A 22,242-nucleotide genomic window follows, 5' to 3' on the forward strand; every position below is an offset into this window, starting at 1 on the left:
GCCGGAACGGCTGGCTCGGCCGGAACGGCGCTGTGCCCGGCGCGCACGGCCGGCACAGGTATCGAACAATGGTCTGAATGCGTCGCCTGTCCGGCTTCCCGCGGTGGCATCACCGCAAACCTTGATCAACCGAACGGGTGGGCAGCCCGGCCGCCGCCCAGGCCACGAACCCGCCGTCCAGGTCGGTCGCCCGGTACAGCCCCAGCTCCTGGAGCGAGGCCGCCGCCAGCGAGGACGCGTACCCCTCCGAGCAGACCACGATCCAGCGCACCCCGTGGTCCACCGCCTCCGGGATGCGGTGGCTGCCGGTCGGGTCCAGCCGCCACTCCAGCACGTTCCGCTCGATCACCAGCGCCCCCGGGATCTCCCCCTCGCGGGCCCGCTGCGCCGCCGGGCGGATGTCCACCAGCCGCGCCCCGTCGGTCACCTCGGCCCAGGCCCGGGCCGGGTCCGGCCGGTCCAGGCCCGCGCGGGCCGCCGCCACCAGCTGGTCCACCGTCCGCGTCACCGGGCCGCCCGCTGCCGCCGCCGCTCCGTCCGTCACCGCTGCTCCGTCCGTTCCGTCCGCCACTATCGCTGCCACTGCCGCTCCGTCCGTCACCACTGCGCCGCCTCCTCCGTGGAGGTCTTCACCAGGCCGTTGACCCGCAACTGGTAGTGCGACATCTCGTTCAGCGGCGGCGAGTACGCGTGCAGCGTCACCGCCGGGCCCTGCGCGGTGTTGCGGACGTCGTGCAGGTACTGCGGCCCGAACGCCCGCTCGCTGCCCGACGGCAGCCGGCGCACGGTCAGCCCGTGCTCCGGCCCGGCCAGCGCCAGTTCCTCCAGCTCGCCCAGCGCCACCGTGAACGCCCCGCGCGAGCCGCCGTGGTCGTGGAACCCGGTGGACTGCCCCGGCAGCCAGCTGATCAGCCACACCTCGTAGTCCTCCGCCAGCTCCAGCCGCTCGTACCAGCGCTCCTCCGCGGACAGCCGCACCCGGTGCAGCCAGCGCTCGGGCCGCTCGGCCAGGTCGCGGACGATCCGGCGCAGCGCGTTCGGGGACAGCGGGGGGCGGGCGGGCGTGGCACCGCCAGCACCGTCGGCGGGGACGGCGGCGGTGGTGGTGGCGGGGACGGCGGGGGCGGTTTCGGGGGTGGCGACGAGGCCGGTGCTCATGGGATTCCTCCGGAGTGTGCCGGGGCGGCCGTCGACGGCGCCGACACCCGTGCCGGGGCACGGGCGGGGAGACGCGGACAGCGGGGGGAAAGGGGGTGTCTGGCAGCGGGGGCGCGGAACCCTGGGTCAACTCACAGGGCAGGCGCGGAGGTTACGCGGTGAGCGTCAACAGGCACACATGTCGCTCGCCTGGCGTCGCAGATCGACGTGCAGGCGGCAGACCAGGAAGGTGCCGGAGTTCATGCCGCTGATGCTTCACGACCCGGCGGCAGCGCGTCAAGTTCCGCCACGCTCATGATCGCATCCCGGACGTTTCCGTCCCGGTGGCCGGACAGGCCGACGGCCCGCGCTCCGGGGAGAGCACGGGCCGTCGGGGCTGTCGGGGGCGCGCCGCGCCCTCAGCCGCCGGTGCCGCCGGTGTCGGTGCCGGTGTCCGTGTCGGGCCGGGCGGCGTCGGATTCGGCCTGGGCGGCGGCGCTGTCCGCGGCGTCCACCTTCTGCTGCATCTGCTGGACCTGCTGCGCGTCGTCGGGCCCGGCGCCCCCGGACGGCCCGCCGGAGGTCGGGCCGCAGGCCGACAGCAGGGCGGCCGAGGCCAGCGCCAGCGCCGCCAGGGCCGCTCGCCCGGCGGCGGGCCGACGGGTCACTTCTTGGCCGCCGGGGCGTTCTTCGCGCACCAGTCGGCCACCGGGCCGAGGTCCGCCTTGCGGGTCTGGAGCGTCGGCAGCAGGCCGCGGCGGAAGGTCAGCCGGTCGTTCAGGTACTTCTCGATCTCGGCGTGCCCCGCCTTGTGGGCGTCGTCCACCCGCTGCTGGAGCCGGGCCACCGACCCCACGACGGTGGCGTCCCCGTTCAGTCGGGTCAGCGCCTTGTCGACCCGCTCCTGGGTCTTCGGCAGCCGCTTGCACACCGCCTTCGCCCCGTCCGACTTCGGCGCCCCGGTCGCCGCCTGCGCGGGCCCCGCCGCGAGCAGGCCGCCCGCCAGCGCCAGTACCCCGACAGCGGCCGCCGCCGCCCGGTCGATCCGCATGGTCGTCCCCTTCCGTTCCGGACTCCGACCGGCTGCCCGGCCGGACCCGACCGACGGTAGGGGCCCTTCTTGTGGAAACCCTGTGGAACAGGGGGACGAGTGAGCGGGTACCGGCCCGGCGGACGTCCGAGCAGAATCCACGCTCCGGCCCGCGGCCACCGGCTGGTCTCCGTTCGTCGACACGGCTCGCGGTGATCGACGGTGGCCGTCCTCGCCGGAGGCCGACCTCACCCGGCCCGGTCGAGGCCGACGTCGGACCGGCCGTCCGCTGTCAGAGGGTGGCGGCACGCAGCACGATCAGGGCGACGGAGGCCGCGGTGAGGACCACCGCCGGAGACGCGCCCTTGCGGTCGCCGACGCGCAGGTGGAAGGCGACCGCCCCGGCGAAGTAGAGCGTCAGGCCGATCGCGGCGGCGATTCCGACGGGTCCCCACCGGAGTCCGGCGATCACGCCGGCCGCGCCCGCGATCTGAGCGCCGATCAGGAGAGCCATCATGCGCTTCGGCACTCCGAGGGTCGACATCTGCTCGGTGATGTGCCGCGTCCGCAGGGACTTGGCCCCGGCCGATACCAGGAGGAGCGCCGACATGAACACGGTGACGACGGCGAGCGAGACGAACATGGCTGAGACCTCAATCGTGCGAGAGGCGAGTAAGGGGCGTGCGCACCTCGACGACGATAGGCGGCCACCAGGTACCTCCAGGTAACCTTCGGGGCATGAGCCTGCGACCCGGAATCGCCTTCCTCGCCGACTGCCCCGCTCTCCTGGCCATGGAGATCATCGCCAGCAAGTGGTCCATGGTCACGCTCTTCGCGCTGACCGAAGGCCCGTTGCGCCACGGCGAGTTGGTCGAGCTGAGCGGTGGCATTTCGCGCAAGGTGCTGACCCAGACGTTGCGCCGGCTCCAGGCCAACGGGCTCGTCGAGCGGCACGCGTACGCCGAGGCGCCGCCGCGCGTGGAGTACGGCCTGACCGCTCTCGGGCGAACCCTGGAGGAGCCCATCAGGATGCTCACCGCATGGGCGCGGGAGAACGGCGAGGCGGTCGTCACCTTCCGGGAGGCAGCCGAGGCGGCCAGGGCCAGTGATCAAGGACTGCGGCTGGAGCGCTAGGCGACAGGCATCTCGGCGGGGGCCTGGGGGCGGAAGGCGGGGTAGCCGGGCAGGGGTTCGACCGGCCAGGTGTCGGCGGTCTGCCGCAGCAGCCGTTCGAAGGTCCCGGTGAGGGCGGGGAGGCCGTCCAGGCGGGTGGCGGACTGCCAGCGGTGGCGCAGGAGTTGGCGGCGGGTCGGGACCGGGCGGCGGGTGGGGTGCAGGGGGGCGTCCTCGGCGGTGCGGGGCAGCAGGCGGACGGTGGCGTCGACGGTCCACACGGCGGTGGCGTCGCGCATGCCGGCCTCCCAGCGGGCGTCGTCCGCCAGCGCCGGGTGGACCGGGACGACCTCGGCCCGGTAGGCGGCCTCGACCCGCCGGGCCAGCTCGGGCGGCAGGGTGAAGACGCACCAGCAGGAGGAGAACGGCATCCGGCAGTAGGCGGCGGTGAGGAAGACCGACTGGAAGCAGGCGGCCTCGAAGTCGAGCAGCCGCAGGCCGTCCGGGGTGAGCAGGTTGTTGTCGGGGCAGGTGTCGCCGGGGGTGAACCCCAGGTACTCCGGGCCGCCGACGGCGCCGATCACGGCCAGTTCCGCCGCCAGCCCCGCGGGGGCGGGGACCCCGGCCGCGGCGAGCACCTCGGGGAAGCGGGCGGCGTTCTCCGCGATCCAGGGCTGTTCCGCCCAGGTCGGCACTCCGACGTCGAACTTCCGCCACAGCGCGGCGAGTTCGGGTTCGCGGCCGACGGCCCGGGCGGCCAGCCCGCCCAGCCCGCGGGCCCAGGCGAGCAGGCCCGCCTCGGCGGCCCGCGGGTCGGTGCCGAGCAGCACGTCGGCGAGGGTGGGCGCGGGGCCGAGGTCGCCCAGCACCAGCAGCGGCACCTCGGGGTCGACCGCGAGCAGCGGCGGACCGGCCACCCCGAGGGTGAGCCCGGCTGCCTCGGAGGTGAAGCTGCGCAGCGCGTCCGGGCCGCCGGGGTACGCCTTGACGATGACCGAGCCGCCGTCCTCGGTGCGGCAGCGCAGCACGGTGGTCCGGCGGCTGCCGCCCAGGTCGACGGGGTCGGACAGGCCGCTGCCCAGCAGGCGGGCGGCGGCCGCGAGGATCTGCTCCATCCGGGCATCCTGCCACCCGCCCCCGGCGGCCGGTCCGGCCGGGTGGTCCGGCGGGTACGGCTCGGCGGCGACAGGGGGCGGACCTACCGGCCGAGCGCCTCGGCGGCCAGCGCGGTGCCCTTGAGCCGGGCGTCGATCTTGGCGAAGGCGGTCTCGCGGGAGGTGGAGGTGTCGTCGGCGAACGGGGCGAAGCCGCAGTCGTCGCAGGTGCCGAGCTGGTCCACCGGGAGGTGGCGGGCGGCGGTCAGGACCCGGTCGCGGACCTCCTCCGGGGTCTCCACCCGGGGGTCGATCGGGTCGGTCACGCCGACGAACACCCGGACGCCCGGGCGGAGGTGCGCGGCGATGACGCCCAGCACCCGCTCCGGGTCGGCCTCCCCGGCGAGCTGGACGTAGAAGTTGCCGACCTCCAACTGGAAGAGGGTGGGCAGCAGTTCGGCGTAGTCGACGTCCAGGCTGTGGGTGGAGTCCCGGTCCCCGCCGGGGCAGGTGTGCACGCCGATCCGGGCCCGCTCGGCCTCGGTGAAGCGTTCCAGCACCCGGTTGTTGAGGGCGACGAAGTCCTTCAGCAGGCCGCCGCTGGGGTCGAGCTTGAGCGACAGCCGGGCCTCGGTGAAGTCGAGTTGGACGGCGTGCGCCCCGCCCTCCAGGCAGCCGCGGATGTCGGCCTCGGCCTCGTCGGCCAAGTCCCGCAGGAAGTCCTCGCGCGGGTAGCCGTCGATGCCGTCCGCCGGGTAGAGCAGGCTGAGCGCGGACGGGGCGATCACCGCCTGCTTCACCGGCAGCCGGGTGTGCCGGCGGGCCTCGCGCAGGTACTCGGCGGCCCGCACCCGGTAGCGGAACGGGCCGGCGGTCAGGACGGGCAGTTCGCGGGTGTGGCCGTCCGCGAACGGGATGATCGCACCACCGGGCGCGAGCGAGTCGAGGCCGGCCACCGGGTAGGTGAGGAAGCTGGGCTTGGCCTGCTCGCCGTCGACCAGGACCGGGCTCCCCAGTTCGGCCAGCCGGGCGAGGGTGTCGGCGGTCGCGGCCTCCTGGTGCTTGGCCAGTTCGGCGTCGTCGATCCGGCCGGCGGCATGGTCGGTGAGGGCGTTCAGCAGGGTGCGCGGGCGCGGAAGGGAACCGATCGCCTCGGTGGGAATGGTCATGATCCGGACCTTAGGAAGCCCGCGCGGACCGGCACAAGGGGGCGCGCGAGGCGCGTGAGCGTCCCAAGTGCGCTGCTGAGGAAGGAATGTGACGCTGCTTCACCGTATCGAGCGAGATTGCCGGACCGGGGGAGTGGGCAGGCGGCCCGGCCCGGCCCGGAGGTTCCGTCCTCGGTTCCGTCCTCAGTGTCGTTCGCGGTCGCTCAGCCAGTCGCGGAGGGAGGGGAGCCGCACGGTCGGCGCGTCCGGGACGAGCAGCGGCAGGCGGACCTCCAGGCGGCAGCCGGGGCGGTCCGGCCGGTCGGTGGCCAGGACCGATCCGCGGTGCAGCGCGGCCTGCTGGGCGACCAGGGTCAGGCCGAGACCGGACCCCGGGCTGTCCGGGCGGCGGTGGAAGCGGTGGAAGACGGCGGCGCGTTCGGCGAGCGGGATGCCCGGCCCGGTGTCGTCCACGGTGAGCCGGACGGTGCCGTCCCCGACGCGCAGCCGGACGGTCACCTCGGCGGTGCGGTCGGCGTCCGGGGCGGCGTCCGGGCTGGTGCCCGGGGCGTCGTTCCGGCTGGCCCCACGGCCGTGCGCGGCGGCGCGGCCGTGCACGGCGGCGTTGCCCAGCAGGTTGGCGAGCAGGATGCGCAGCCCCGCGTCCCAGCCGAACACCCGTACCTCGGAGGGGATTTCGCCGATCCGGAAGGCGGTGTCCGGGTGGCGACGGGCGGCCTCGGCGACCGCGGTGTCCACCAGCTCCGCGAGGTCGACCGGCCCGAACGCGGAGAGCTCCACCAGATCGCCCCGGGCCAGGGCCGACAGCGCGCTCAGCAGGTCCAGCATCCGGGCGTGGTCCTGCTGCAACTCGGCCAGTACCTCGGCCCGTTCGCCCGCCGGGAGGTCCGGGTGCGCGACCAGCACGTCCAGGTTGGTGCGCAGGCTCATCAGCGGGGTGCGCAGCTCGTGCGAGGCCGCCGAGGAGAACGACCGGGCGGTGTCCAGGGCCTGCGCGGTGCGGTCCGCCTGCTCGTCGTACCGGGACAGCAACAGGGCGATCGCGGAGGAGAGTTCGTCGACCTCGGCGGTGCCCGTCCGGGCGTGCGCGAACGCCGCGTGCCCTGCCCGCGGGTCCAGGACGGCCGCCCGGCGGCCCAGCCGGCGCAGCGGCAGGGTGGCCCGCTCGGCCAGCCCGAACCCGATCAGCCCCGAGAGCGGCGCCGCGACCAGTGCCACCAGCAGCACGCGCCGCCGAACCGCCCGCAGCTCGTCCGCGGGCTCCCCGGCCGGGGCCAGCACCCACAGCGTCCCGGCGGTGCTCCCGCCGCCCACCTGCACCGCCAGCACCCGCCAGGCCGATCCGCCCTGGCGGACCGTCACCGCGCCCCCGCTCGGGGCGGCCGGGAGCCGCGCCGGGTCGTCCGGCTGCGAGCCCGCCGAGAGCAGCACCGTGCCGTCGGCGGCGACCACCCGCACGCCCGCGTCCAGCGCCGCGTCCAGCAGCTTGCGCTGCTGGTTCTGCTCGACCTTCGGGCGGTTCCGGCTGTCGGCCGCGAGCAGCGCCCGGACGTTCGGCAGGACGGCCGCCGCCCGGGCGCCCAACCGGTCGTCCTGGCGGCGGTGCAGGTCCGCCCCGACCAGCGGCAGCAGCAGCAGCCCGGCCGCCGCCACCAGCAGCGGCACCAGCACGGCCGCCCCGAGCGCGATCCTGGTCGACAGCCTCACCGTCCCGCCCCGCCCTCGTCCGGCGCCCGCAGCACGAAGCCCACCCCGCGCACCGTGTGCAGCACCCGGGGGCGGCCGTCGGCCTCCAACTTCCGCCGCAGGTACGAGACGAAGGTGTCCACGGCGTCGCTGCGCACCTCGAAGTCGTAGCCCCAGACCCGGTCCAGCAGCACCTCCCGGGAGAGCACCAGTCCGGCGTTCCGGGCGAGTTGGGCGAGCAGCTCGAACTCCCGCCTGGTCAGCCGGAGTTCGCTCTCCGCCCAGAACGCCTGGCGGGTCTCCGGGTGCATCCGCAGCGGCCCGACCCGGATCAGGTCCGCGGACTGCGGCGGGCGGCGGCGCAGCAGCGCGTGCAGCCGCAGCACCAGCTCCTCCAGCGCGAACGGCTTCACCAGGTAGTCGTCCGCGCCCGCCTGCAACCCGGCCACCCGGTCGGCGAGCTCGTCCAGCGCGGAGAGCATCAGCACCGGGGTGTCGTCCGCCCGCGCCCGCAGCGTCCGGCACACCTCCGTCCCCGACAGCCCCGGCATCCCCACGTCCAGCACCAGCACGTCCGGCGGCTCCTCGGCCACCGCCGCCAACGCGCCGGCGCCGTCCGCCGCCGTCGAGACCCGGAACCCGCTCAGCCGCAGCCCGCGCTCCAGGCTCCGCCGGATCGCCGCGTCGTCGTCCACCACCAGCACCCGCCCGGCCACTCGCCCCACCTCCACCGCCGACTGTCGCACAGGAGACCGCGCGGAGGAGGGGAGGGGTCCCGGTGGTCGGCGGGTGGTAGTGGGTGGGCGGCGGTCGGTGGGCGGTTACGGCTCGTCGTGCCAGGAGAAGGCGGTGATGCGCCAGCCGTCCGGGGTGCGGGCGAACTGGAAGGTCTTGGTGCCGCCGCCGACGTACGGTTCGCCGTTCAGCAGGCCGGACTTGCGGTAGCTGCCGATCCGGCAGGCCACGCCGTCGGCGATCTCGGTGCGCTCGTCGACCTCCCACTCGTGGAAGTCGGTCAACTGCCCTTCGGAGAGCAGCAGTTCGCGCGGAGCGATGAACTCCTCGACGCCGTACACGACGTAGCGGGGCGCCGTCACCACGATCACCCCGCCGGGCAGCATCAGCCGCCGCAACCGCCCGACGTCGGCGGCCCCGCCGTCCCGGTTGTCGAACGCGCCGAAGAACTCGGCGGTCAGCCGGTCGAGTTCGGCCTTGACGGTGGAGACGCCCTCGGACATGGACCGCACCGTAACACCGCACCCCGCGCCCCCGCCGCGCGGGCCGGAGGGCCGGGCGGGAATCGGGTTGCCGGTCCCACCCCGGCGGTCGAGAATCCGGGTCATGACTTCCGTGATCAGGCACGTGACCATTGACAGCCTCGACCCGTACCGCCTCGCCTCGTTCTGGTCGGAGGTGCTGGGGCAGCCGCTGCACGAGGACGACTTCCCGGGAGACCCGCAGGCGCTGATCGAGGGCGCCGGGCTGCTGTTCGTGACCGTGCCGGAGGGCAAGGCGGGGAAGAACCGGATTCACTTCGACCTCCAGCCGCAGGGACGGACCAGGGACGAGGAGGTCGAGCGGCTGATCGCGCTGGGCGCGGTACAGGTGGACGACCAGCGGCGCCCGGACGGCACGGGTTGGGTGGTGCTGGCCGACATCGAGGGAAACGAGTTCTGCGTCGAACGCAGCGCGGCCGAACGCGCGGCCTGACGCCCCGGCGGCGGGCGGGGCGGTGCGCGGTGAGCGGGCTGCGCGGCTGCCCGGTGGGCGCTGGCGGGCACATCATCGGATGAGCGGTGGTATCCGCCGGGAGAGGGAACGGCCGACGGTTCTGCGCCGTCCGGACCTGGGGTTCCAGCAGACTCGTGCCGTCGGCGGCCGGTCCGTCCTGGTGGGCGGTTGACGCGTGCTCCGGCGGGAAGTTGACGTGCGTCCCGGGCGGTCGGGCGGGGCGCGTCCTCCGGCGACCCGTCGATCCGGGCGTGTCCGCGGTCGGCCCCGCCCGTGTCCGGCGTTCCCGGGCGCGGTGCCCACGCACGCGAACGGACCGGAGGATTCCGCCATGAGCCGAGCCACCGCGCAGCGCCTCCCGGTCGGGCCGTCCGCCGGGCCACTGGGCGCGCTGCTCGACCGGATTCCGTCCCCCGCGCCGCACCCGTACGCCGACGCGCTGCGCGAAGAACTCGCGCACTGGCTGGCCGGCACCGGCCTGCTCGACCACGAGGGCACCCAACGCCTGTTGGAGCAGGGACACTTGGAGCTGGCGTCCCGCTGCTGGGGCGACCTCCCGGCCGGGCCGGGGCTGCGGACCGCCACCCAGTGGCTGCTGCTCGGCTGGATTCTCGACGACCACTTCGACCGGCACTGGCTCGGCGACCCGTCCGACGAGGCCGACCGCACCGTCCGTGAACTCGCCGCCCTGCTCGCCCCGGAACTCGCCCCCGACGCCGCCGCGCCCGCCCCGCGGACCGTCCTGGCCCGGGCCTTCCGCACCCTCTGGCAGGACAGCGTCGCCCTCACCGGACCGGCCTGGCGGGCCCGTCAGACCGCCGACTTCCGCTGCTACCTGGAGAGTTCGCTCGAATTCCTGCGGCTGCGCGGCGCCACCCCCACCGTGCCGCAGTACCTCTCCCACCGCGACCGGGGCGGCGCCACCCGCTGCGCGGCCGGCACGGTCGAGCTGGCGCACCGCCTCGACCTGCCCGAGCAGTTCCACCACCATCCCCAACTCGTCGACCTGCGCAACCGGTTCGACCACCTGGTCGGCTGGGCCAACGACCTCTGCTCGTACCGGACCGAGACCGCCACCGGCCACGGCAACAACCTGCTGTCCGCGCTGGAGGTGCACGAGCGGCTGCCGCAGGCCGCCGCGGCCGCCCAGGTGGCCGCGCTCTGCGGGGCCGAACTCACCACCCTGGAGTTCCTGGCCGAGGGCATCGCCCGGGGCTCCCACTGGCCGCCGCCGGTGCGCTGCTACGTCCGGGCGCTGGTCCGGTTCGCGCACGCGCTGCTGCACTGGATGGCCACCACCGTCCGCTACCGCCCCGAGGCGGTGCCGCTGCCCCGGGCCCGCTGAGCCCCGTCCGCCCCCGCTCCCGTCCGCCCCCGCTCCCGTCCGCCCCCGCTCCCGTCCGTCCGTGCGCGGGTGGCCGGAACCGCGCGGTGGCGGGCGCGCGTCCCTCCCGGTGAACGGGCGCGGGTGGTTGCCCGTCACGGCGCGGGGGCAGGAGAACGGACATGGGAATCGTCAGCTGGATCATCCTCGGGCTCCTCGCGGGAGCCGTCGCGAAGCTCCTGCTGCCCGGCAAGGACCCGGGCGGCATCATCGTCACCACCCTGATCGGCATCGCCGGTTCCTTCATCGGCGGCTGGCTCTCCTCGAAGCTCCTGCACAGGTCCGTGAACGTGCACTTCTTCGACCTGCCGACCTGGATCTCCGCGATCGCGGGCGCCCTCGTCCTGCTGATCGCCTACCGCCTGGTGTTCGGCAGGTCCCGCGACTGACCGGGCCGTCCACGGCTGACCGGCGCCCCTGTCCGCTCGGCGCGGCGGCAGGGGCTCCGGCGCGTCCGGCCACGTTCAGCCACGTCCGGCCACGTCCCGCCGTGAGCGCCGTGGCCGCCCGGGACGCCCGGGGTGCCCGGGCCACCCGGGACGCCCGGGGCGCCCGCAGGCGGGGCCGTCCGACCGGTACCAAAGGCTGATCCGCGGTCACCCATCGGGCGGGGTTCGCTCGATCGTGGGCGATTCGTGCTGCCGAACCGCCCCCGTGGGTCCAAGGTGGGAGCAGGACGCACTCGGAAGACCGCGTCCCGCTCGCCGCACCAGGCCCGGAGCGGTGCGCGCGCCCCGGTAGATTCCGTCCGCCGGGCGCGCGCCCCCCGACCCGTCGCGGCGCGCCGAGCGGCAGGCCACCTCGCAGGGAGCCGAACCGATCTTCTAGGCTCGCTCAGGTCCCCTGCCCCGGTGCCCGTCCGCGCCGAGGAACGGAGACCCACGTCCCCGGGCCCCGGGCCGAGCCGGAGCCGCGGACCGAGCGAGGAGGACGAAGTGTTGCCCAGTCCCAGGCCGCCCCGTACACCGCGACCGAGCCCGACGCCGCGCAGGACCCGCCGGACGCCCGTCCCGCCGATACCACCGGGCGCCCCGCGGCCCGCCGGGGGTGAACGGTGAGCCCGCATACCGTGGCCCCCGAGCCGCACCCCGCCGAGCCGCATCCCGACGGAGCCCCCGCGGCCGCTCCCGCCCCCGCTGGAACCTCCGCGCCGCCCGCCGCGGACACCGCCGAACCGCCCGCCGCCGCACCGGCGGTGACCCCCACCGCCGCCCTGCCCGGCCTCCCGCGCACCCTCGCCGCCCGGGCCCGCACCCTCACCGCGGCCGTCCGCAAGCGCTGCGCCGACCTGGCCCGGATCGAGTCCCCGTCCGGCGACGCCGCCCGGCTCGACTCCCTCGCCGAAGAACTCGCCGCCGGTTACGCGGCGACCGGCGCCACCGCCGTCCGGCAGCGCTGCGAGCACGGCGACCACCTCGTCCTCGACTGGCCCGGCCAGCAGGAGGACCTCCCGCACCTGCTGGTGGTCGGCCACCACGACACGGTGTGGCCGGTCGGCACCCTCGCCGACTGGCCGGTCGAGGAGCGCGACGGACGGCTCACCGGCCCCGGCATCCTCGACATGAAGGGCGGACTCGCCCTGCTGGAAGGCGCGTTCGCGCTCCTCGCCGACCTCGGGCAGCGCCCGCACCGCCCGGTCCGGATGGTGATCGTCTCGGACGAGGAGGTCGGCAGCCCCGACGGCCGCCGCCAGGTCGAACGCCACCTGCGCGGCGCCGCCGCCGTCCTCGGCCTCGAACCCGGCCACCCCGACGGCCGCCTCAAGACCGCCCGCCGCGGCTCCACCCGGGTCCGGCTCACCGTCACTGGGCGCGAGGCCCACGCGGGCAACGACGCCGCCGAGGGGCTCTCCGCGATCGACGAGCTCGTCGACCAGCTGATCGCCGTCCGCGGCCTCGCCCGCCAGCCCGGCACCGAACTCAACGCCGGCCGCATCGACGGCGGAACCCGGGCCAACGTCATCGCCGGGCACGCCGAGGCCGAACTCGGCCTGCGCTTCGCCACCGCCGAGGCCCAGCGCCGCACCCTGGACACCCTCGCCCACCTCACCGCCAACCGGCCCGGCGCGGACGTCCGCACCGAGGTCCTCTCCAGCCGTCCCGCCTGGCCCGAACGCACCGGCAACCCGCTGCTGCGCCACGTCCGCTCGCTGGCCGCCGCGCTCGGCCAGCACCTCGACGGCGCCCCCGCCGGCGGGGCGGGCGACACCAACCTGGCCGGTGCGCGCGGCCTGCCCACCCTGGACGGCCTCGGCGCGGTCGGCGCCGGCCCGCACGCCCGCCACGAGCACCTGCGGGTCGACCAGCTCGGCCCGCGCATCGCCCTGCTGGCCGCGCTCCTGGCGGTGCCGCTGCCGCGCCTGCGCGAGCGCTGACGGGGCACGGCGACGGGACGGCGGGGAACTGCGGCCCGGGCGGCCGTCCCCCCGTCCCCCCTGGTTCCCCCGCCGTCCCCCCTGCTTCCCCCGCCGTCCCCCTGGTTCCGCGCCCTTGCTTGTCACGGTGCTGTCCCTGTGTACAGAATGGAACCGACCGAACGGTCAGTCGGGAGGTGGGCAGTGGAGACCAGCACGACGGCGGAGGCGGCGGAGGCGGCGGCGCAGTCGCGGTTCGAGGCGGTGGTGGCCGCCGATTCGCGGGTGGAGCCCCGGGACTGGATGCCGGAGGCGTACCGGGCGACGCTGGTGCGGCAGATCGCGCAGCACGCCCACTCGGAGATCATCGGGATGCAGCCGGAGGGCAACTGGCTGACCCGGGCGCCCTCGCTGCGGCGCAAGGCGATCCTGCTCGCCAAGGCCCAGGACGAGGCCGGGCACGGGCTGTACCTGTACGCGGCGGCGGAGACACTCGGGGTCGACCGCGCCGAGCTGACCGAGAAGCTGATCGACGGCCGGCAGAAGTACTCCTCGATCTTCAACTACCCGACGCTGACCTTCGCGGACGTCGGCGTGATCGGCTGGCTGGTGGACGGCGCGGCGATCTGCAACCAGGTGCCGCTGTGCCGGTGCAGCTACGGCCCGTACGCCCGGGCGATGGTGCGGATCTGCAAGGAGGAGTCCTTCCACCAGCGGCAGGGCTACGAGCTGCTGATGACGCTGATGGCCGGGACGGACGCGCAGCGCGCCATGGTGCAGGACGCGGTGGACCGCTGGTGGTGGCCCTCGCTGATGATGTTCGGGCCGCCGGACGGGGCCTCGCCCAACAGCGAGCGCTCGATGGCCTGGCGGATCAAGCGGCACAGCAACGACGAGCTGCGCCAGCGCTTCGTCGACATGACCGTCCCGCAGGCCGAGCACCTGGGCGTGACGCTGCCCGACCCGGCGCTGGCCTGGAACGAGGAGCGCGGCGGCTGGGACTTCGGCGAGCCGGACTGGTCGGAGCTCCAGCAGGTGATCAAGGGCGGCGGCCCGTGCAACGCCCAGCGGATCGAGCGGCGCCGGGCGGCCCACGACGACGGCGCGTGGGTGCGCGAGGCGGCCACCGCGTACGCGGCCAAGCGGGCCGCACGGGAAGGGAGTTCGGGATGAGCGGGGAACGGGCCTCCTGGCCGCTGTACGAGGTGTTCGTGCGTCCCCGGCGCGGGCTGAACCACGTGCACGTCGGCTCGCTGCACGCGGCCGACGACCGGATGGCGCTGCTCGCGGCGCGCGACCTGTACACCCGGCGCAACGAGGGGGTGAGCCTGTGGGTGGTCCGCTCGGACGCGATCGCCGCGTCCAGCCCGGACGAGCAGGACCCGTTCTTCGCGCCGAGCGGTGACAAGGTCTACCGGCACCCGACGTTCTACCCGATCCCCGAGGACGTCCCGCACATCTGAGAAAACTGACGGTCCGTCAGGAACCGAGCAGGGAAGGCGATATGACCGACGAGCACGTGTACCTCTCGCTGACCGGGGCGGGCCCGGAGCCGGACGGCGAGGCCCGCTGGGCGTACGGCACGGGGTTCGCCGATCCGCTGCTGGGGGTGGACGCGGCGCCGCCGGAGGGGATCGACCCGGCCGACCTCGCCGCGTACTGCCTGATGCTCGGCGACGACGCGCTGGTGCTCTCCCAGCGGCTGATCCAGTGGATCACCCGGGCCCCGGAGCTGGAGGAGGAGGTGGCGCTCGCCAACCTCGGCCTCGACCTGCTCGGCCAGGCCCGCCGCCTGCTCACCCGGGCCGGGCAGCTGGACGGCAGCGGCCGCAGCGAGGACGAACTCGCCTACTGGCGCGAGGAGTCCGACTACCGCAACGTGCGGCTGGTGGAGCTGGAGAACGGCGACTTCGCGCAGTGCGCGGTGCGGCTGCTGCTGTTCGCCACCGCCCGCGAGGAGCTGTACCGGCGGCTGTCCGGCCACGCCGACCCGGTACTGGCGGCCGTCGCGGCGCTCGGCGCAAAGGAGCTGGCCTACCACCGGGAGTACGCGGCCTCCTGGACGGTGCGGCTCGGCGACGGCACCGAGGAGTCGCACCGGCGGATGCGGGCCGCGCTGGAGGCGCTGTGGCCGTGGCTGGACGAGCTGTTCACCCCGCACGAGGTCGAACTGCGGCTCGGTGTCGACCCGTCGGAGCTGCGCGCACCCGTACGGGCCGTCCTGGAAGGGGTGTTGGCCGAGGCCACGCTGCCCGTTCCGGAGACGGCGGGCCGGGCGTACGTGAACGGGCGGGCCGGGCGGCACGGGGTGCACACCGAGGCGATGGGGCCGCTGCTCGCCGAACTCCAGGTGCTGGCCCGGGCGCACCCGGGGGCGACGTGGTGAGCACCCTGGAGCGGGCCCGGGAGGTCGCCGCCGCCGTGCCCGACCCCGAACTGCCCATGCTCACCCTGGCCGACCTGGGCGTGCTGGCCGGGGTCGAGGAGGCCGACGGCACGGTCACCGCCTGGCTGACGCCCACCTACTCGGGCTGCCCGGCCGTCGCCGAGATGGCCGCCGACGTGGCCCGCCGGCTGCGGGCCGCCGGCTTCGCGCAGGTCGAGGTCCGGCTGCGGATCGACCCGCCGTGGTCCAGCGACCGGATCAGCGCCGAGGGCCGCCGCAAGCTCGCCGCCGCGGGCATCGCCCCGCCGACGCCCGGCGGGCCGCCCGGGCCCGGCGGGCCGCTCGCGTCCGGCGGGCTGCTCGCGCTGGGCCCGACCCGCCGGGCGGTGGCCTGCCCGCAGTGCGGGTCCGAGGACACCGAGGAACTGTCCCGGTTCGGCTCCACCGCCTGCAAGTCGCTGTGGCGGTGCCGCAGTTGCCGCGAACCCTTCGACCGGATCAAGGAGATCTGATGGCCGTCCGCCGCCCGCGGTTCCACCCGCTGCCGATCGGCACCCTGGAACGGCTCTGCGAGGACGCCGTCGCGGTCACCTTCGACGTCCCCGCCGACCTGGCCGGGGAGTTCGCCTTCCGCCCCGGCCAGAGCCTGACGCTGCGCCGGATCGTCGACGGCGCCGACGAGCGCCGCTCCTACTCGCTCTGCTCCCCGGTCGGCGGCCCGCTGCGGATCGCGGTGCGCGAGGTGCCCGGCGGCCTGTTCTCGCACTGGCTGGTCGGCGAGGCCGGGACCGGCGAACTGGTCGACGTCCTGCCCCCCGCGGGCGCGTTCGCCGCCGACCCGGCCGAACCCGGCGAGCACGTGCTGATCGCGGCGGGCTCCGGGATCACCCCGATGCTCTCCATCGCCGGCTCCGTCCTGGCCGGCCACCCCGACTCCCGGGTCACCCTGCTGTACGGGAACCGGCGCAGCGACACGGTGATGTTCGCCGACGAGCTGGCCGACCTCAAGGACCGCCACCTGGAGCGCTTCCAGCTCGTCCACGTGCTCTCCCGGGAGAGCCGGGACGCCGAACTGCTCAGCGGCCGCCTCGACCCCGAACGGGTCGCCGCCCTGCTGACCGCCCTGGTCGACGTCCCCGCCGTCGACCACTGGTGGCTGTGCGGGCCGTACGGGATGGTCACCGGGACGAAGCAGCTGCTGGCCGGACTCGGCGTCCCCGCCGGGCGGGTGCACCAGGAGCTGTTCCACGCCGAGGACGCCGCCGACGGGATCACCGAGGAACGGCACCTCGAACCCGCGCCGGACGCCGACGCCAGCGAGGTCACCCTCGTCCTGGACGGCCGCTCCAGCACGCTCGCCCTGCCGCGCGACCGCTCCATCCTGGACGGTGCCCAACGCGCCCGCCCCGACCTGCCGTTCGCCTGCAAGGGCGGCGTCTGCGGCACCTGCCGGGCCCTGGTGTGCGAGGGCGAGGCCGAGATGCGGCGCAACTTCGCGCTGGAGGAGTCCGAGGTGGCGGCCGGCTACGTGCTCACCTGCCAGGCCCGACCGGTCTCCGACCGGGTGACGGTCGACTACGACCGGTAGGGGACGGGCGCGGCGGGGACCGGGGCCTCAACCGCGGTCGGCCGCCGCGTCGAGCAGGGCCTCAACCGCGATGGGCCGCCGCGTCGATCAGGGCGGCCAGCTCGGCGGGCCGGCTGAACATCGGCCAGTGGCCGGAGTCCAGGCCCAGGTACGTGATCCGCTCCATCCGGGACACCTCCGGCGCCGCGCCCGCCGCGACCCACCCCCGGACCTCGGCCGGCGCGGCCTCGGCGCAGACCATCGTCACCGGCACGCCGTAGCGCCGCTCGTCCGCCAACCGGACCGGCGCCAGCGCGACACCCGCCGGGACGGGCACGGCGTTCGCCGCGATCCGCTCGCGCAGCCCCGCGTCCAGGTCGGCGCTGCTCGGCCCCTCGAACGGCTCCCAGCCGGGGAACGGCACCGCGCCGTCCACCACCGGGAACAGGTCCGCGTACGCCTTCCCGTCCCCGTGCGGGAAGCCGTCCACCAGCACCAGCCCCGCGACCGCCTCCGGGCGGGCGTCCACGGCCATCCACCCCAGCGTGCAGGCCGCCGAGTGCGCCACCAGCAGCGGCCCGCCCTCCGCCGCGTCCACGGCGGCCACCACGGCCGCCAGCTGCTCCGCCAGCGTCGCCTCCGCGCGGCCGTCGCCCTGGCCGGGCAGGGTCAGCGGCACCGGTCGGTGGCCGCGCGCGGCGAGGGCGGGGACGACCGCGTCCCAGGCGGTGCCGTCCAGCCAGAGGCCGCCGATCAGTAGGACGTCCATGGTGTTCCTCCACGTACCGGGGGCCGCGAGCGGCCCGTTCGAGCGGTTCGCGGACCAGGCTAGGGAGGGTTCAGGACGATCGGCTTCCTGATCGGGAAGGACGTTTCGGCCCCCGGACCCCCGGACCCCCGGACCCCGGACCGCGCTTCCGTAGGCTGTCGGGTGTGTCGACCACCGGGGACAGCCCCACCGCCCGGGCGCTGCGCGCGCTGGAGATCCTGCGCGACCGGCCCGGGACGAGCGCCGAGCAGCTCGCGGAGCGGCTGGGGTGAGCGACCGGGCCGCCCGGCGGTACGTGGCGATCCTGCGGGAGGCGGGCGTGCCCGTCGAGTCGGAGCGCGGCCCCTACGGCGGGTACCGGCTGGGGCGCGGGGCCCGGCTGGCGCCGGTGTCGTTCACGCAGGAGGAGGCGCTCGGGCTGGTGATGGCGGTGCTGGACGGGCGGCCCGCCGCCACCGATCCGGACGACCCGGTGGGGGCCGCGCTCGGCAAGGTGGTCCGGGCGCTGCCCGAGGCGATCGGGCGGCAGGCCGCCGCGCTGCGGGCGCACGCCGCCGCCGCGCCCGACCCGTACCCGGCGCACCCCGACCCGGCGGTCGCCAGCACGCTCGTGGAGGCGATCGCGTCCCGGCGGCGGGCGGTGATCAGCTACCGGAGCCCGGGCGGCGACGAGTGGCGCGCCGAGGTCGACCCGTGGGCGGTGGTGGTGCGGCGGGCCCGCTGGTACCTACTGTGCCACTCGCACCGGTCGGACGCGGTGCGGACCTACCGGATCGACCGGGTCCGGGCCGCCGAGCGGAGCGGCACGCCGTTCGAGCCGCCGGAGGGGCTCGACCCGGTCGCCGTGCTGGAGCGGCACCTGGGCAGCGGCTGGGCGTTCCGCACCCGGGTGCTGTTCGACGCGCCGTTCGAGCAGGTCGCCCCGTGGGTCGGCCCGACCATGGGACGGCTCCGACCGGCGGGCGGGGGGTGCCTGCTGGAGGGCAGCACCCGCAACCCGGCGATGTACGCGGGGGAGTGGCTGGCGGCCGTCCCGTTCCCGTTCCGGGTCCTGGACGGGCCCGAACTGCGGGAGGCGGTGGCCGCGTTGGCGGCCCGGTTCGCGGCGGCGGCGGCCGCACCTCCGGAGGATGAACCGCCGGAGGGTGAGCCGCCGGAGGGTGGACCGCCGCAGAACTGAACCGCCGGAGGGTGGACCGCCGCAGAACCGAACCGTCAGACCACGGCGGACCGGGCGGGCGCCGGCGCCGGGGCCCCCAGCAGCCGGACCACCTCGTTGACCGCCGTGCGGCCCGCCCGGTTGGCGCCGACCGTGGACGCGGACGGGCCGTAGCCCAGCAGGTGCACCCGCGGGTCGGCGGCGACCCGGGTGCCGTCCATCCGGATGCCGCCGCCCGGGCCGCGCAGGCCCAGCGGGGCGAGGTGGGTGAGCTCGGCCCGGAAGCCGGTCGCCCAGACGATCGCGTCGACGGGCAACTCCTCGTCGCCCCAGGCCACTCCGCGCTCGGTGAGCCGGTCGAACATCGGGCGGCGGCGCAGCACGCCCAGCTCCTCGGCCCGCCGGTAGGCGACGCTCGGGCCCAGGCCCGTCACCGAGACCACGCTGCGCACCGGCAGCCCGGCCCGCACCCGCTCGTCCACCCGGGCGACCACCTCGCGGCCGAACTCCTCGGTGAACGGCCCCCGGTGGACCACCGGCGGGGTGCGCGTCACCCACACCGTCTCGGCCACCGCGCCGAGTTCGGAGAGCACCTGCACCGCCGAGGCCCCGCCGCCCACCACGACCACCCGCTGCCCGGCGAACTCCGCCGGGCCCCGGTAGTCGGCGTAGTGCAGCTGCCGCCCGGCGAAGTGCCCCGGGTAGCGGGGCAGGAACGGCCTGGTCCAGGTGCCGGTGGCGTTCAGCAGGGCGCGGCGGCCCAGCGCCCGGCGTCGGTCTCCACCAGCAGCCGCCCGTCCGGGCCGCCGTCGGGGCGCCCGTCCGGCCGCTCGCGCACCGCGAGCACCTTCACCGGCCGCAGCACCGGCAGCGCGTGCTGCGCCTCGTACGCGGCGAAGTAGCCGGGGACGGCCACCCGGGCCTCGGCGGCCGGGTCGGTGGCGGGGAGCTCGAAGTCCGGCAGGTCATGGAAGCCGTGCACGGTGGCCATGGTGAGCGAGGGGGAGCGGTGCGCCCAGGCACCGCCGGGCGCGTCGTCCGCGTCCAGCACCACGAAGCCGGTGTGCGGGGCGAAGCCGCGGCGGCGCAGGTGGTAGGCGGCGGACAGGCCGGCCTGGCCCGCGCCGATCACCAGCGCGTCCACCTCGCGGACGGTGCCGTCGTCCCCGGTGCTTGCACGTTCAACAGTCACGCCGGTGAAACACCGGGGTGCGGTCGGGTGTTCCCGGCAGCAGCGCGCAGGCCGCGGCGGCCAGCCGGTCCGGCCCGTCCGGGCACAGGGCGAGGAACAGCCGGGCTCGGTCAGCTCCAGCTCGATCAGCGCGGGCGAACCGTCCGCCAGGCGGACCAGGTCGACCCGGGCGTACAGCAGCTCGCCCGGCTCGGCCGCCACCGCCAGCACCCGGGCGGCGAGCGCCAGTTGGTCGGCGTCCGGCTCGCGGGCGACGTCCGCGAAACCGCCGCCCAGCATCGGGCCGCGGCGCACCGCGTGGCTGAACTCCCCGCCCAGGTACAGCAGTGAGGTCTCGCCCTCGTCCTCCACCATCGTCAGGTACGGCTGCACCATCGCCGTCCGCCCGGCCGCCGTCAGCGCGGCGACCTGCGCCAGCGCCTCGGCCCGGTCCGCGGTGCGCACGGTGTCCCGCGCGCCGGAGGAGACCGTCGGCTTGACCACCAGCTCCGGCCAGTCGACCGCCGCCACGCCGTCCACCGGGTCGCCCGGGGCGACCCAGAGCGTCGGCACCACCGGCAGCCCGGCGGCGGCCAGTTCGCGCAGGTACGTCTTGTCGGTGTTGCGCTCCAGCACCCGGGCCGGATTGGCCAGCCTGGTCAGCGCGGAGACCCGCCGCGACCAGGCCAGGAACTCCGCGCGGTACAGGATGTAGTCCCAGACGCTGCGCACCAGCACCAGGTCGTACCCCGCCCAGTCCACCCCCGGGTCGTTCCAGAACACCGCCTCCGCGCTCACCCCGAGCCGCGCGAACGCCGCCAGCACCGGCATCGCCTCCACGTCCTCCACCCCGCGGCAGGTGGCGTACGCGACCCGCTGGGGCCGGCGGACGGACGGGTGCAGGGCGGTGCTCACGGGGGGCTCCTGGCGTCGGGGCGGAAGAGTGCGCAGCGAGCGTCTTATGGGGCCCTGACCAGTGTCAACCGGTATGTCATTCCGTCCGACGAGATGACCGGGGCGTGGCCGGACGGCACCGGACGGTGACCGCTCCGGCCGGTGCGGGCCCCGGGCGCGTTCGGACGTAGTCGGACGCGTTCGGACGTATTCGGACGTATTCGGGCGCGTTCCGGCGGATCGAACGGAATGCGCCCGGGTGGAATCCGTCCGGGCGGGATTCTTTCGGACGGAGCTCTTTCGGACGGAGTTCTTTCAGGTGGAGTTCTTCCGGGGGCCCCGGAATGGGCGGGCCGTCGGGACGGGCAGGATTGTCAGTGGGCCGCCGTAGGGTGGGAAACACGCTGGAGGGGGCGCCGGAAGAGGCGTCGGGCACGGCGTGGGAAAAGGGGCGGCGAAATGTCTGCGAACAGGATCGAGCACAAGGTCAACCACGTCTCGCTGGTGGTCGACAAATCCGGTTCGATGCGCCGGCACGAGGCGCAGCTGGTCCGGGTGGTGGACGAATTCGTGAAGGGCCTCCAGGAGGAGTCCGACCGCCTCGGCCACGAGACCAGGATCAGCCTCTACGCCTTCGACCACGAGGTGCGGAACCTGGTCTGGGACATGGACGTCAAGCACCTGCCGTCCCTCAAGGGCCTCTACGCGGTCGCCAACGGCGCGACGGCGCTGATCGAGGCGGCGGTGAAGTCCGTCGACGACCTCAAGCACGTCTGGGAGGGCTACGGCGAGCACTCCTTCCTCCAGGTCGTCGTGACCGACGGCGAGGAGAACGCCTCCGGCTGCGCGGAGAGCGGCCTGATGCACACCCGGATGAAGAAGACCGAGGGCGCCGCCGTCCTGGGCGGCTGGATGGACCGCATCCGCACCGCCATGGCCGACCTCCCCGACCACTGGACGTCGGCGATCCTGGTCCCCAACTCGCTGGCCAAGCGCACCGCCCAGGAGTACGGCTTCCCGGCGGGCAACATCGCGATCTGGGACGCGGACTCCAGCGGCGGCGTCGAGGAGGCCATCGACACCGTCAAGACCGCCGCCACCAGCTTCCTGCGCGGCCGCGAGAAGGGCGTGCGCGGCACCAAGAGCCTCTTCGCCATGGGGCAGGACCTGAGCGCGGCCGACGTGAGCGCCAACCTCGAAGCCCTCGACACCGGGGCGTACGCCCTCGTCCCGGTCGACCGGCAGGCCCCCATCCGGGAGTTCGTCACCGGCGCCGGGCACCCCTACCGGACGGGCTGCTCCTTCTACGAGCTCTCCAAGCGCGAGAGAATCCAGGGCGGCAAGCAGCTCGCGGTGGCCGAGAAGGACCCGGCCACCGGCCTGATGACGGGCCGGGTCTTCTCCGGCCCGGCGGCCCGCAGCCTGCTGGGCCTGCCCGCCGCGGAGACCACGGTGAAGCCGGGCGACAACCCGGCGTACACCGTGTTCGTCCAGTCGACCTCGGTCAACCGGAAGCTGGTGCCCGGCACCCGGCTGCTCGTCATGCTGTAGGCCCGGCCCTGGCCCCTGCTGCCCGGGCCCCTGCTGCCCTGGTCCCTG

The 22,242-nt window shown here is 75.4% G+C and carries 22 protein-coding genes and 2 pseudogenes; 12 read left to right on the top strand and 12 right to left on the bottom strand.

Annotated features, from left to right (window positions below):
- Positions 1–109: 109 nt before the first annotated feature.
- The 5 genes from QMQ26_RS28990 to QMQ26_RS29010 all read right to left on the bottom strand — a co-directional run bounded on the left by QMQ26_RS28990 (position 110) and on the right by QMQ26_RS29010 (position 2,810).
- Positions 110–544 (bottom strand): rhodanese-like domain-containing protein, encoded by a 435-nt coding sequence (locus QMQ26_RS28990; protein WP_282203272.1) that lies wholly within the window; start codon positions 542–544, stop codon positions 110–112.
- A gap of 53 nt (positions 545–597) precedes the next feature.
- Positions 598–1,158, bottom strand: a complete 561-nt coding sequence (locus QMQ26_RS28995; RefSeq protein ID WP_282203273.1) for a cysteine dioxygenase — start codon at positions 1,156–1,158, stop codon at positions 598–600.
- A 398-nt stretch (positions 1,159–1,556) separates the two neighbouring features.
- Positions 1,557–1,805: a hypothetical protein gene (locus QMQ26_RS29000; protein ID WP_282203274.1), complete on the bottom strand. Its 249-nt coding sequence runs from the start codon at positions 1,803–1,805 to the stop codon at positions 1,557–1,559.
- Entirely contained in the window at positions 1,802–2,188 is a 387-nt protein-coding gene (locus QMQ26_RS29005) for a hypothetical protein (protein WP_282203275.1), read from the bottom strand. The genes QMQ26_RS29000 and QMQ26_RS29005 overlap by 4 nt, the downstream gene beginning before the upstream one ends.
- Before the next feature lie 271 nt (positions 2,189–2,459).
- On the bottom strand, positions 2,460–2,810 hold the full coding sequence (locus QMQ26_RS29010; RefSeq protein WP_282203276.1) for a DoxX family protein: 351 nt from the start codon (positions 2,808–2,810) through the stop codon (positions 2,460–2,462).
- Between the two features lie 95 nt (positions 2,811–2,905).
- Here QMQ26_RS29010 and QMQ26_RS29015 point away from each other — a divergent pair, with 95 nt between their 5' ends.
- The gene (locus QMQ26_RS29015) at positions 2,906–3,301 is read left to right on the top strand and encodes a winged helix-turn-helix transcriptional regulator (protein WP_282203277.1); all 396 of its coding nucleotides are present in this window, start codon (positions 2,906–2,908) and stop codon (positions 3,299–3,301) included.
- Here the strand turns inward: QMQ26_RS29015 and QMQ26_RS29020 are convergent.
- From QMQ26_RS29020 to QMQ26_RS29040, 5 genes are all read right to left on the bottom strand, one after another.
- A complete protein-coding gene (locus QMQ26_RS29020) occupies positions 3,298–4,395 on the bottom strand; it encodes a hypothetical protein (RefSeq protein WP_282203278.1) in 1,098 nt (365 codons plus the stop codon). The genes QMQ26_RS29015 and QMQ26_RS29020 overlap by 4 nt on opposite strands.
- Positions 4,396–4,478: 83 nt before the next feature.
- On the bottom strand, positions 4,479–5,543 hold the full coding sequence (locus QMQ26_RS29025) for a cobalamin-independent methionine synthase II family protein (RefSeq protein WP_282203279.1): 1,065 nt from the start codon (positions 5,541–5,543) through the stop codon (positions 4,479–4,481).
- A gap of 183 nt (positions 5,544–5,726) precedes the next feature.
- Positions 5,727–7,250 carry a sensor histidine kinase gene (locus QMQ26_RS29030; RefSeq protein WP_282203280.1) on the bottom strand — a complete coding sequence of 508 codons (1,524 nt, stop codon included), beginning with the start codon at positions 7,248–7,250 and terminating at the stop codon, positions 5,727–5,729.
- Positions 7,247–7,945 carry a response regulator transcription factor gene (locus QMQ26_RS29035; RefSeq protein ID WP_282203281.1) on the bottom strand — a complete coding sequence of 233 codons (699 nt, stop codon included), beginning with the start codon at positions 7,943–7,945 and terminating at the stop codon, positions 7,247–7,249. The genes QMQ26_RS29030 and QMQ26_RS29035 overlap by 4 nt, the downstream gene beginning before the upstream one ends.
- Positions 7,946–8,050: 105 nt before the next feature.
- Positions 8,051–8,467, bottom strand: coding sequence for a Cif family virulence factor (locus tag QMQ26_RS29040; protein WP_282203282.1), 417 nt, complete (start codon positions 8,465–8,467; stop codon positions 8,051–8,053).
- 103 nt (positions 8,468–8,570) lie between these two features.
- On the opposite strand from QMQ26_RS29040, the gene QMQ26_RS29045 reads away from it, so the two are divergent.
- From QMQ26_RS29045 to paaE, 9 genes are all read left to right on the top strand, one after another.
- Positions 8,571–8,939 carry a VOC family protein gene (locus QMQ26_RS29045; protein WP_282203283.1) on the top strand — a complete coding sequence of 123 codons (369 nt, stop codon included), beginning with the start codon at positions 8,571–8,573 and terminating at the stop codon, positions 8,937–8,939.
- A 352-nt stretch (positions 8,940–9,291) separates the two neighbouring features.
- On the top strand, positions 9,292–10,305 hold the full coding sequence (locus QMQ26_RS29050) for a terpene synthase family protein (RefSeq protein WP_282203284.1): 1,014 nt from the start codon (positions 9,292–9,294) through the stop codon (positions 10,303–10,305).
- 161 nt (positions 10,306–10,466) lie between these two features.
- Entirely contained in the window at positions 10,467–10,733 is a 267-nt protein-coding gene (locus QMQ26_RS29055) for a GlsB/YeaQ/YmgE family stress response membrane protein (protein ID WP_100839653.1), read from the top strand.
- A gap of 665 nt (positions 10,734–11,398) precedes the next feature.
- Positions 11,399–12,718: a M20 family metallopeptidase gene (locus tag QMQ26_RS29060; RefSeq protein ID WP_282203285.1), complete on the top strand. Its 1,320-nt coding sequence runs from the start codon at positions 11,399–11,401 to the stop codon at positions 12,716–12,718.
- 147 nt (positions 12,719–12,865) lie between these two features.
- Positions 12,866–13,870 carry a 1,2-phenylacetyl-CoA epoxidase subunit PaaA gene (paaA, locus tag QMQ26_RS29065; RefSeq protein WP_282203286.1) on the top strand — a complete coding sequence of 335 codons (1,005 nt, stop codon included), beginning with the start codon at positions 12,866–12,868 and terminating at the stop codon, positions 13,868–13,870.
- Positions 13,867–14,160 (top strand): 1,2-phenylacetyl-CoA epoxidase subunit PaaB, encoded by a 294-nt coding sequence (gene paaB, locus QMQ26_RS29070; RefSeq protein ID WP_100839651.1) that lies wholly within the window; start codon positions 13,867–13,869, stop codon positions 14,158–14,160. The genes paaA and paaB overlap by 4 nt, the downstream gene beginning before the upstream one ends.
- 41 nt (positions 14,161–14,201) lie before the next feature.
- Positions 14,202–15,083, top strand: a complete 882-nt coding sequence (gene paaC / locus QMQ26_RS29075) for a 1,2-phenylacetyl-CoA epoxidase subunit PaaC (RefSeq protein ID WP_282203287.1) — start codon at positions 14,202–14,204, stop codon at positions 15,081–15,083.
- On the top strand, positions 15,077–15,595 hold the full coding sequence (gene paaD, locus QMQ26_RS29080) for a 1,2-phenylacetyl-CoA epoxidase subunit PaaD (RefSeq protein ID WP_282203288.1): 519 nt from the start codon (positions 15,077–15,079) through the stop codon (positions 15,593–15,595). The genes paaC and paaD overlap by 7 nt, the downstream gene beginning before the upstream one ends.
- Positions 15,595–16,671, top strand: a complete 1,077-nt coding sequence (paaE, locus tag QMQ26_RS29085; RefSeq protein ID WP_100839648.1) for a 1,2-phenylacetyl-CoA epoxidase subunit PaaE — start codon at positions 15,595–15,597, stop codon at positions 16,669–16,671. Before paaD ends, paaE begins: the two co-directional genes overlap by 1 nt.
- A 61-nt stretch (positions 16,672–16,732) precedes the next feature.
- On the opposite strand, the gene QMQ26_RS29090 is transcribed toward paaE, so the two are convergent.
- Positions 16,733–17,419 carry an alpha/beta fold hydrolase gene (locus QMQ26_RS29090; RefSeq protein ID WP_282203289.1) on the bottom strand — a complete coding sequence of 229 codons (687 nt, stop codon included), beginning with the start codon at positions 17,417–17,419 and terminating at the stop codon, positions 16,733–16,735.
- 164 nt (positions 17,420–17,583) lie between these two features.
- On the opposite strand from QMQ26_RS29090, the pseudogene QMQ26_RS29095 reads away from it, so the two are divergent.
- Positions 17,584–18,599 (top strand): annotated as a pseudogene (locus QMQ26_RS29095) (helix-turn-helix transcriptional regulator).
- A gap of 35 nt (positions 18,600–18,634) precedes the next feature.
- Here QMQ26_RS29095 and QMQ26_RS29100 read toward each other — a convergent pair.
- Positions 18,635–19,770 (bottom strand): annotated as a pseudogene (locus QMQ26_RS29100) (NAD(P)-binding domain-containing protein).
- A 1,332-nt stretch (positions 19,771–21,102) separates the two neighbouring features.
- Between QMQ26_RS29100 and QMQ26_RS29105 the strand changes: the two are divergent.
- Positions 21,103–22,194, top strand: a complete 1,092-nt coding sequence (locus tag QMQ26_RS29105) for a vWA domain-containing protein (protein ID WP_282203290.1) — start codon at positions 21,103–21,105, stop codon at positions 22,192–22,194.
- The last annotated feature ends 48 nt before the right edge of the window (positions 22,195–22,242 follow it).

It is taken from the genome of Kitasatospora fiedleri (assembly GCF_948472415.1).
GTDB classification, from domain to species: domain Bacteria; phylum Actinomycetota; class Actinomycetes; order Streptomycetales; family Streptomycetaceae; genus Kitasatospora; species Kitasatospora fiedleri.